Here is a 10,368-nt window from a genome sequence, read left to right on the forward strand (position 1 = left end):
AGATGGCTCACTCGTCGCCCGAGTGGCCCATTTCAACGCTTGCATCAAGCGTTGCAACCGGCTCGCCCCGCATTGCGAGGAGGGAGCGTCGGCCCGAGGATGCTGCTCGTTGCGCAGCGCAGCGAGGGCCGTTGGCCGAGCTCGCGAGGGTAGAGGGGGAGGCCCGAGGAGAGGGGCTCGGACGCCCCGCTTTTCCTCTCGCCCTCGCTCAGACCAGATCGTCCGTCGGCCCCGCGCCCTCGCGGACGATCTGCACCTCGCCCTGGCTCAGGTCGATCACGGTCGTCGGCACCGACCCGCCGGTCCCCGCGTCGAGGACGAGGGCGAGCCCCGGGAACCGGTCGTCGATCTCCCCCGGATCGATGATCGGATCCTCCCCTGGCGGCGCCGCTGTCGTGCTGATGAGCGGCCGCCCGAGCGCGCGGACCAGCGCGAGCGCGACCGGGTGGTTCGGCACGCGGATGCCGACCGTCTTCTGCTTGAGGTGCACGTACTTCGGCACCTCGCGCGTCGCTGGGAGGATGAAGGTGTACGGCCCGGGCAGGTAGCGCTTGAGGATGCGGTACGTCTGGTTCTCGACGATCGCGTAGCGCGCGATGTCGCTCAGATCCGGGCAGATGAACGCCAGGTTCTTGTTCTGGCGCATCCCCTTGATCTGATACACCCGCTCGATAGCCGCCTTGTTCATCAGGTCGCACCCGAACCCGTACACGGTATCGGTCGGGTAGCCGATGACCTCCCCCTTCTGAATGAGATCGATCGCTCGCGCGATCTTGCGGGGTTCCGGGTGATCGGGGTTGATGGGCTGGAGCACGGGAACGCAACCATGGGGCAGCCCGGTCGGCTTCGCCAGTGCTGGCTGCGCGGATGTTCGGCCAGCGTCGGGGCAGCCGGGTGCGGGCGCTGCAGGTGAAGCGAGTGAAAGCGAGGCGGGGCGAAGCCCCGAGACGCGAGCCGGCCGCACGCGCGGCCGGCCCGAGGCGGCGATCGAAGATCCCGGCGCGCGGCGCGGCTCGCTACTCCTTGAGCGCCTCGCTGCCGCCGATGATCTCCATGAGCTCCTTGGTGATCGCCGCCTGACGCGCCTTGTTGTACTCGAGCGTCAGGTTGTCGATCACTTCCTTGGCGTTCTTGTTCGCGGCGTCCATCGCCGTGAGCTTCGCGCCGAGCTCGCTCGCCATCGACTCGTAGAGCGCGCGCAGGATCGAGATGTCCACGTACATCGGCACGAGCCGCTCCAGGAGCGCGCCCTTGTCCGGCTCGTAGAGGAACTCCGCCGCCGCGGAGGGCGCGCCGTGGCCGCCCTCTTCCCCCTGCTCCTGCTCGCTCGCCGGACCGCCGGCGGGCGGCAGGAGCCGCTCGACGACGACCGTCTGCGTGATGGCGCTCTTGAACTCGTTGTAGACGAGGTAGATCGCGTCGATCTCGCCCTTGTTGAACGGGGCGAGGAGCTTCGCGCCGACGGCCTGGGCCGTCTCGAGGTTGAGCTTGTCCCAGACCCCGGCCAGGTACTCGAGGATCGGCGCGCCGCGGCGGTTGAAGTAGTCCCGACCCTTGCGGCCGATGATCGCGAGCTGGACCTCCTGGCCCGCCTCCGTCCGGCTCTTCCACTCGCGCTCGGCGCGCTTGTTGATGTTGGTGTTGAAGGCGCCACAAAGCCCGCGGTCGCTCGTGAGCACCACGAGCAGCACGCGCCGCTCCGGGCGGGTCACGAGCAGCGGGTGCAGCGCCCCCTCGCCGCCGGCGGGCGCGCCCGCCTCGCCCTCCGCCCCGATCCCCTCCGCCGCGAGCGCCTCGGCCGCGGGAGCCGCGTCGCGCGTGATCGCCGAGAGCACCTCCTGCACCTTCACGGCGTAGGGCCGCAGCTCGGTGATGCGCAGCTGCGCCTTGTTGAGCTTGGCGCCCGCGACCATCTTCATGGCGCGGGTGATCTTCTGCGTCGACTTGACGCTGGAGATCCGCTTGCGAATGGACTTGAGGCTGGGCACGGCTGCCTACTTTTCCTTTGCCTTCGAGGCGCTCTTCCCGCTCTTCGACTTGGCCTTCGGCGCCGGCGCCTCCTCCTCGTCGTCGCCCGCGCCGTCCTCGTCGGCCGCGGTCGACGCGCCGCCCGCTTCCACCGCGAACCGCTTCTTGAAGGTGTCGATCGCCTTGGTCATCCGGGACTTGAGGTCGTCGTCGAGGACCTTCTTCTCGCGGATGTCCGTGAAGATCTGCGGGTGCTTCGCCTCGACGAACTTGTAGAGCTCTTCCTCGAAGCGCGAGAGCGAGCTCACCGGCAGGCTGTCGAGCAGGCCCTGCGTGCCGGCGTAGATGATGAGGATCTGCTTCTCGACCGCCAGCGGCACGTACTGGCCCTGCTTCAGGATCTCGGTGAGGCGCGCGCCGCGCTCGAGCTGCGCGCGGGTCTTCGCGTCCAGGTCCGAGGCGAACTGGGAGAACGCCGCCATGGCGCGGTACTGCGCGAGGTCGAGGCGGAGCGTGCCGGCGATCGACTTCATCGCCTTGATCTGCGCGTTGCCGCCGACCCGGCTGACCGAGATGCCGACGTTGATGGCCGGGCGGACGCCGGAGTAGAAGAGGTCGGCCTCGAGGAAGATCTGCCCGTCCGTGATGCTGATGACGTTCGTCGGGATGTACGCCGACACGTCGCCCGCCTGCGTCTCGATGACCGGCAGCGCCGTGAGCGAGCCGCCCGACTTCGGATCGCGGACGATCTCGTAGTCGCTCGCCTTCGCCTTGTCCGAGAGCTGCTGCTCGAGCTTCTTGATCTCGTCCTTCTTCTCGTCCTTGCGCGCCTGCTCGAGCTTCTCGAAGAGGGCCCCGTCGATCGTCTTCCAGAGCGAGTCCTTCGCCGAGTGCATCCCGTGCGCCCCGACGTGCGCCTTGCCGTCGACGCCGCGGTACGAGGCGTCGCCGCCCTCGATCTTCGTCCCCTTCGACACGACGTAGAAGACGTCGGCCATCTTCGCGGCGCGCTCGAGGAGCCGGGAGTGGAGGTAGAAGACGTCGCCCGGGTACGCCTCGCGGCCCGGCGGGCGGCGGAGCAGGAGCGAGAGCTGGCGGTACGCGACCGCCTGCTTCGACAGATCGTCGTAGATGCACAGCGCGTGGCGCCCGCTGTCACGGAAGTACTCGCCGATCGTCACGCCGGTGTACGGCGCGATGAACTGGAGCGGCGCGGTCTCGCTCGCCGTCGCGGCGACGATGATCGTGTACTCCAGCGCGCCGTGCGCATCGAGCTTGTCCACGACCTGGCGCACCGTCGACAGCTTCTGGCCGATCGCGACGTAGACGCAGATGACGCCCTTGCCCTTCTGGTTGATGATCGCGTCGACGGCGACGGCGGTCTTGCCCGTCTGCCGGTCGCCGATGATGAGCTCGCGCTGGCCGCGGCCGACCGGGATCATCGCGTCGATCGCCTTGATGCCGGTCTGCATCGGCTCGGTGACCGGCTGGCGCTGGATGATGCCGGGCGCCTTCACCTCGACGCGGCGGCGCTCCTTCGTCTCGAGCGGCCCCTTGCCGTCGATCGGCATGCCGAGCGCGTTCACGACGCGCCCGAGGGTCGCCTCGCCGACGGGCACCTCCATGATGCGCCCGGTCCGCTTGACGGCGTCGCCCTCCTTGATGGAGCTCGTGTCGCCGAAGATGGCGGCGCCCACGTTGTCCTGCTCGAGGTTCAGCACGAGCCCCATCAGGCTGCCGCCCTCCGAGCCGGTGAACTCGACGAGCTCGCCGGCCATCGCGCGGCTCAGGCCGTGCACGCGGGCGATGCCGTCGCCCACCGTGAGCACGGTGCCCGTCTCGGTGACCTGAGCGGCCTTGTCGATATTCTGGATTTGCTTCTTGATGATCTGGGAGATCTCTTCGGCGCGGAGCTGCATGCGGAGTCCTCTGTCGGGAGACGCTTGGGCTGCGGAGTCAACGTCGTCAAGGTCGAGGGGGCGCCGAGCGCCGGGCCACGACCCATCATGAAACAGGGGGGCTTTCTCGCGTCCCCTCAGGTCCTGAGCAGGTTGTCACGGAAGCTCGACAGCCGGGTCCGGAGGCTGCCGTCGATCACCTGATCGTCGATCTGGGTCACCACGCCCGCGATGAGCGAGGGGTCCTGCCTGTGGGTGACCGAGATCTTCCTGCCGGTCGCCTTCTCGAGCTCGGCCCGGAGCCGGTCGAGGTAGCCGTCGCTCAGCGGGCCCGCGCTCGTCACCACGGCCCGGGCGACGTTCTGGTCCTGATCGACGAGGAGCGCGAGCTGCCGCGCGATCTCGGGCAGCGCCGCGAGCCGCCGGCGCCGCGCCAGCAGGAGGAGGGTGTTCTTCGTGACCTCCGAGAAGGCGGCGCGGCCGCCGAGCTCGCGGAGCAGCTCCTCGCGCGAGGCCTCCGGGATGAGCGGGTTGTCGAGGACGAGGCGGAGCTCCTCGCTCGCCGAGTACATCGCGCTGGCGTCCCCGATCTCCCTGGCGAGGGCCGCGAGGGTCCCGGTCTCCTTGCCGATCTCGAAGATCGCGCGCCCGTAGCGTCGGGCGACGGACTCGTAGCTCATGTCGCTGCTCCGGTGGTCTGGGCTCCGCGGCGCGCGCCGGCGGAGACGGCCGCGGGGATGGCCTTCAGGTACTCTTCGTTGACCCGGTCGAGGTCCTGCTGGCCGATGCGCTGCCGGAGCAGCTCCTCGGCCGCGGCGACGGCGTTCTGCACCGCCTCCTGGAGGAGCATGGCGCGCGCGGCCTTGAGCTCCTGCTCGGCGCGGAACTCGGCGTCGCGCCGCATCCGGACGCGCCGCTGCTCCGCCTCGGCGAGCACGTGGGCCTTCTCGACCTCCGCCTGCGCCGCGTGCTCGGCCTTGAGCTCGGCGAGCGTCTCCTCGAGCCGCGTGAGCTTGTCCTCGTACTCATCGAGCCGCTGCTCGGCCTCCTGCTTGAGGCGCGACGCGTTGTCGAGCTCCTGCGTGATCGTCTGCTTGCGCTTCTTGAGCGCCTCCGCGATGGGCTTCCTCCCGAAGCGGACGACGATGAGCGCGAGCAGCCCGAAGTTCAGGACCGACGCGAGGAACGGCGGCGGCTCGTTCTTCGGATCGCAGGGGTTCTGGTCGTTGTGGTAGCGCCAGAGCAGCGCGTTGATCCCGCCCTTCGCGGCCGCCTCGTTGTTCACGCCGATGAGGCCGTGCCACCAGTTGACGTGCGGCGGCGGATCCGTCGGGCCGTGCCCGGGGCAGTGCCCGTCCCCGTGGGAGGCGTGCTCGGGCTGCGCGGGCGGCGGCGCGGGGCGCGCGCGGCCGGGCTGCATGCCCGGCGGCCGGAGCCCGTGCCCCGGCGGGAGCTGGCGGCCGCCCGGCCCGAGCGGCCGGCCGGGCTGCGCGTCGCGCGGGCGCTGCGGCATCTGCGGCGAGCCCGGCTGCGCCTGGGCAGGCGCCGGGATGGGCGGGTGCCCGGGGGGCAGCGCCGGGTCGGAGCCCGGCTGCTGCGCGAGCGCCGTACCGGCGGCGAGCGCCGCGGCCAGGCCGAGCGCGAGCGAGGAGCGGCGGAGCGGCTTCTTCACTGGCGCACCTCGCGGCCGAGCATGCTGGCGGCGATCTCCGCGGCGAGCGCGGGCTGGGCGGCGGAGAGCTCGCCGCGCATGCGGGCGACCTCGGCCGCGATCTTCGCCTTGCTGTCCTCGAGGATGCGCGCCGTCTCGGCCCGGGCCTCGGCCATGATCTGCGCCTCGATCTTCGCCGTCTCGGCGCGGAGGCGCTCTCGCTCGATCCCGGCCTCGCGCCGGACCTTCTCGATCTCGGCCTCGTAGCGGGTGAGCAGCTCGCCGGCGCGCTCGTCCATCTCGCGCGCTTCCCGCTTGGCGCCGTCGGTGCGCCGCTCGCGCTCCTCGAAGACGCGGAGCAGCGGATCGAACAGGAGCGGCTTGAGCACGACGACGAACGTCGAGAACAGGACGACCTGCGCCAGGAACGTCAGATCGAAGTCGACGGCGATGGGGCTGGCGCCGGACGCGAGGAGTGGGTGCATTGCGTTCGGGTTCACGGGTGCTTGTTCGGCGACGAGGGCGGCGCAGCGCGAGCCGCTCGCTGCCCCACGCCCCTCAGGGGGGCGATTTCGCGAGCCGGCACTAGCACGTGTCAGTCAAAGCTGGAAGGGTTCTCGCAGAGCGGACGAGCCCCTCCTTAACATCACGTCTCCTCACGACGGGCCCGCGCTACAGGCCCGCGAGCGAGCGCATCATCTCGTCGAGGCCCGCCTCGAGATCGCCCTCGCCGGCGCGCGGCGCCGGCGCGCGTGCGCCGTCCTCGTCACGGATGGCCTCGGCCGCGCGCGGATTGCGGAACCAGTCCTCGTCGAAGCGCTCGATCAGGCCGCGCCGATCGCGCGCGGCGAGGAGCGCCCCGGCGAGCCGGACCGCCGCGCCGGGATCGAGCGCAGGGACGACCCCGGCGAGCGCGCCCGGGATCGGCGCGCCGAGCGCGCGCGCGGTGGTCTCCTCGAAGCGGTCGCTCCGATCGCGCGAGGCCCGGAGCAGCACGTGCCCGCCTCCGTCCTGGCCGGCGCCGAACACGAGCGCCACGGTCGCGGCCTCGAGGCGCAGCGACAGGAGGAGGCTGCGCGCGGTGGCGCGCGCCTGATCGAGCGCGCGGCCACGGCCGAGCCCGAGCGCGCGGGCGCAGAAGACGGGATCGGCGACGAGGCCGCCGAAGAGCGCGGCGCGGCGCGCCTGCCGGAGATCGAACGGCGCGCGGGAGAGCGCGAACGGCCCGCGCGCTCCACCACCACGCGCGAGCGCCGCGCCGAAGCGGGCGAGCGCGCGCGCGAACGACGCCGCGCCGAGCGGCCGCGGCAGCGGTCCGAGATCGATCGCGACGCCCTCGGTCAGCTTCGTCGCGCGGAACAGCTCCTCGATCCACCGCGGGCCGAGCCGCGCTGGCCACCCCGACGCCGCGTCGCGGCCGACGGCGCGCCCGAGCGCGGCGTGCCAGGTCGGCTCGAGCGCGATCACCGACTCGGTCCGGCGCAGCACCGCCTCCGCGGCGCCGATCGCCGCGCCGGGAGGGTCGCAGGGGATCTCGATCGCGCGGAGGCCCTCCTCCGCGAGCCGCCGCGCCGCCTCGTGCCTCCGCTCGACGAGGACGCGGGCGGCGTCGGCGACCGCGCCGGAGCCCCGGGCGAGCGCCTCGGCGAAGATCTGCCGTCCGGCGCTCGTCGGGTCGGCGAGCAGCCTGAGCCGCGCCTCGTGGGGCGACATCCGCGCCGGCTCGGGCAGGTCGATCGTGACGAGCGGCGCGTGCCAGGCCGCGGCGAGCCGGACGCGGTCGGCCCAGAGGACGCGCTCCAGCGTGAGCGCGTAGACCCAGTCGGCGAGGGGGGCCGCGAGGCCGGTCGGGTCCGGCGCGGCGGGCGACGTCGGGCTCGCGAGCCCGAGCTCCGCGCCGAGGCCCGGGGTCTTGCCGGTGAGCTCGAGGTAGGTCGACCGCGAGCTGACGCGCCGGAAGGGATCGAGCGGGTTCTCGAGCCTGGCCCTCGCCTCGGCCGCGCTCGGGCCGTCCTCGTCTGAGGCGGGGGGGGCCGGACCGCGCCGGGCGAGGTCGCCGTGCGCCGCGCGCCACGCGCGCTCCGCGCGGGCGACGTCCCGGTCGAGGCGGATCAGATCGATCTCCATGCTCATGACGCCATGTACCCGTGCATCACCCGTGCACCGCGGGGGCCGTCCCGAGCCGCCCGGCGATCTCGCCCTCGGCGCGCGCGAGCTCGGCCAGCCGGCCTCGGGTGGCGTCCTCGTCGCCGGCGACCTCGACGGCGAGGTCGACGAGGGTCCGGTAGTGCCGGGCCTCCGACGCGAACAGCTCCTCGTAGAGCGGCGCGAGCTCGTGCTCGCGCGCCGCGAGCCCGTCGGCGAGCAGCCTGAAGCGCTCGCAGGAGCGGGCCTCGATGATCGCGCCGACGAGCAGCCGATCGATGAGCGCGGCCTTCGCGTTGCGCGCGCAGGTGCTCGATGCCGCCTTGCGCAGCTCGCTCGCGTAGACGTCGGTCTCTGGCTTGCCGAGCGCGAGGCCGCGCTGCTCGATCACGTCGAGCAGCGCGCGGAAGTGCCGGAGCTCCTCCTCGGCGAGGTCGACGAGCGCCCGCGCGAGGCGCGGGAGCGACGGCCAGCGCGCGGCGAGGGACAGGGCGTTCGACGCCGCCTTCATCTCGCAGTGCGCGTGATCGGTCAGCAGCGCCGGCAGATCGGCGAGCGCCACGTCAGCCCAGCGCGGGTCGGTCGGTAGGGTCAGGCACAGCACGCAGGGCCGACCTAGAGCAGCCGCGCCGCGGCGAGAAGGGGGAGCCAGTCTTCGAGGCCGGCGCGGCCGCGGAGATCGCTCTGGACGCGTCGCAGAGCGACGGTCACCCGCACAGGAGACGGGCCCAGATCGGCGTTTTCGGCGCGCAAGCGCACTCCGGTGCGCTGAGCACCGAAAACGTCGAGGTGGGCCCGTATCCGACGCGGGTGGCCGTCGCTCTAGAAGCTGTCCGAAGAGCCGCGGGTCAGCCCGCTCGACTCGAGGTGGTACGCGAGCCCGACCACGAACGTGGTGGGTCCTCCGCCGGCGAGGGCCCGCCGCACGGTGCCCTCGACCGCGAACTGGGTCCCCACATAGGCGAGCCCGAACGACAGCGCGTGCTGGTCGGCGCCCTGATCGAAGCGGTAGCCGGCGCGGAGCGGGAAGTGATCGGCGACGAGGTACTCGCCGCCGGCCATGAGGCGGAAGGTGGTGTCGCGGTAAGAGTTGAGGTCGGCGAGCCCGTCGACCTCGATCGAGAAGTCGGCCGTGCCGAGCCCGATGCCGCCGCCGACCGTCGTGGGGAGCAGCCCGTTGTCCGGATAGGTGAGGTTCTGTCCGACGGCCGCGATGTACAGGCTGTCGGTCGCCTTGACGGTGAGCGCGGCGTCGAACGTGAACTCGTCCACGAAGGAGTGCCGGCCGACGAGCTTCCCGTTATCCCACGCGCGCAGCCCGCCCGAGACGGAGCTGTCGCCGAGGCCGCCCTCGAGCAGGGTCCCGTCCTGCGTGATCTTGGCGTAACGGCCGGTGAGCCCGACGAAGACGCGCTCGGTGAGGGGGTAGGCGAGGCCTGCCCGCACGTCGAGGTAGGAGCGCTTGATGCCGCCGTCGTCCATGTCGACGAAGCCACCCACGAAGGAGAGCGCCCCGGCGAGCTTGCCGGTGACCGAGTCGACGACGACGCCGCCGTAAGCGTGCCGGCCGGCCTCGGGGCTCCCCTGGAAGAGCGCCTGGAGGTGGTAGACGCGGGTCTCCACCATGGCGGACGGGTTGAGGAAGACGGCCGACGTCCCGTTCCCGAGGGCGCGCAGCGCGCCCCCGAAGGCCGCTGCGCGGGGCGTCTCATTCTCTCCGTAGGCGTAGGCGAGCTGGGGCGGCAGCTCGTCAGCCGCCGCCGCCGGCCCCGCGGCCGACGCCATCAGGAGCGCGCCTGCCGCCGAGAGGGCCCCGGCCCGCCAGGCGGCCGCCGCCCGGCGCGACGCCCCCTCCGGCCGCTGCGCCAGGAGTGCCCCCCTTGTCAACCGGATCCCTGACGACATCGCCTCGCCATACCGCACACCTGGACCCCGGGGGCAAATTCTCGGCTCCTGAAAACCGGCGAACCTCGGTCGCTCTGTGCTGGACGAACTCCGTCTTCCTCAAAAAGCTGGAAAACCCGCCACGTCGAGGCTCTTGACGACGAGATGAGCGGGTTTTGCTCTGCAATCGTGAGCGCGTCGTAAAAATCACCGCCCCGCGTCGGGAGTTTTGGCGCCTCGTGTCCGGCAGCCAGAGCTCGGTCGACGCGAAGCCGGCTTCGCAGTGTGTCAGGGACTGAATTTATAACAATGGTATCGGATACTTGAGCCAAGTTTCGCAGTTGGGGATAGACGCCCGGACTCACCCGGTGCTACCTCCGATTCGTCCTCGGGGCGGTTCCGTGCCGCACCGGGTCCTCCAAAGGGTGGCCTCGAAAGGGGCGCTGCGGGTTACCGAGCTCTGTGAGGCGGTATGGGGGACGGCTGTGCCGATCTGTCTTTCAATGCGATGGACCTCGACGCGACGGCTGTACCCCCACCTCGATCGGCGTGCTCGGCTGCAGCCGGGCCGGGCCCAGGTACAGGAGGGCTGTACTGTTCACCCGCAGTTGGCGGGCGCATGTGGACGATTCCCCGAGGACGAAGCGGCCGTGGGCGGACTGTTGAAAAGTCGACACGCCCTTCGATTACATTCAGAATAACATAGAGATCTCCAGGAGTTAGAGGCGAGTCCTCGCTGTGAGACCTGTGGATAAGTTGGGGGCGACGGTTCTTTCGGTCGCCCCCGAAACCTATTTTCGTGGAGCGGACTTCAGAGCAGCG

At 71.4% G+C, this 10,368-nt stretch carries 9 protein-coding genes; all 9 read right to left on the minus strand.

Annotation, left to right across the window (positions count from 1 at the left end; genetic code table 11):
- Positions 1-208 precede the first annotated feature (208 nt).
- Positions 209-814, minus strand: a complete 606-nt coding sequence (locus WMF22_RS50810; protein WP_437297057.1) for an L-threonylcarbamoyladenylate synthase — start codon at positions 812-814, stop codon at positions 209-211.
- Between the two features lie 202 nt (positions 815-1,016).
- A complete protein-coding gene (atpG, locus tag WMF22_RS50815) occupies positions 1,017-1,988 on the minus strand; it encodes an ATP synthase F1 subunit gamma (RefSeq protein WP_438034433.1) in 972 nt (323 codons plus the stop codon).
- A 6-nt stretch (positions 1,989-1,994) separates the two neighbouring features.
- Positions 1,995-3,887 carry a F0F1 ATP synthase subunit alpha gene (gene atpA / locus WMF22_RS50820; RefSeq protein ID WP_438034434.1) on the minus strand — a complete coding sequence of 631 codons (1,893 nt, stop codon included), beginning with the start codon at positions 3,885-3,887 and terminating at the stop codon, positions 1,995-1,997.
- Positions 3,888-4,003: 116 nt separating this feature from the next.
- A complete protein-coding gene (gene atpH / locus WMF22_RS50825; protein ID WP_438034435.1) occupies positions 4,004-4,546 on the minus strand; it encodes an ATP synthase F1 subunit delta in 543 nt (180 codons plus the stop codon).
- Positions 4,543-5,538, minus strand: a complete 996-nt coding sequence (locus WMF22_RS50830) for a F0F1 ATP synthase subunit B family protein (protein WP_438034436.1) — start codon at positions 5,536-5,538, stop codon at positions 4,543-4,545. Before WMF22_RS50830 ends, atpH begins: the two co-directional genes overlap by 4 nt.
- The gene (locus tag WMF22_RS50835) at positions 5,535-6,017 is read right to left on the minus strand and encodes an ATP synthase F0 subunit B (protein ID WP_437714918.1); all 483 of its coding nucleotides are present in this window, start codon (positions 6,015-6,017) and stop codon (positions 5,535-5,537) included. Before WMF22_RS50835 ends, WMF22_RS50830 begins: the two co-directional genes overlap by 4 nt.
- A 172-nt stretch (positions 6,018-6,189) precedes the next feature.
- Positions 6,190-7,650 carry a hypothetical protein gene (locus tag WMF22_RS50840; RefSeq protein WP_438034437.1) on the minus strand — a complete coding sequence of 487 codons (1,461 nt, stop codon included), beginning with the start codon at positions 7,648-7,650 and terminating at the stop codon, positions 6,190-6,192.
- A 19-nt stretch (positions 7,651-7,669) separates the two neighbouring features.
- Entirely contained in the window at positions 7,670-8,266 is a 597-nt protein-coding gene (locus WMF22_RS50845; protein ID WP_437297063.1) for a tRNA-(ms[2]io[6]A)-hydroxylase, read from the minus strand.
- 218 nt (positions 8,267-8,484) lie between these two features.
- The gene (locus WMF22_RS50850) at positions 8,485-9,549 is read right to left on the minus strand and encodes a hypothetical protein (RefSeq protein ID WP_438034438.1); all 1,065 of its coding nucleotides are present in this window, start codon (positions 9,547-9,549) and stop codon (positions 8,485-8,487) included.
- Between the last annotated feature and the right edge of the window lie 819 nt (positions 9,550-10,368).

The organism is Sorangium sp. So ce204 (assembly GCF_051526795.1).
Lineage (GTDB): Bacteria > Myxococcota_A > Polyangia > Polyangiales > Polyangiaceae > Sorangium > Sorangium cellulosum_B.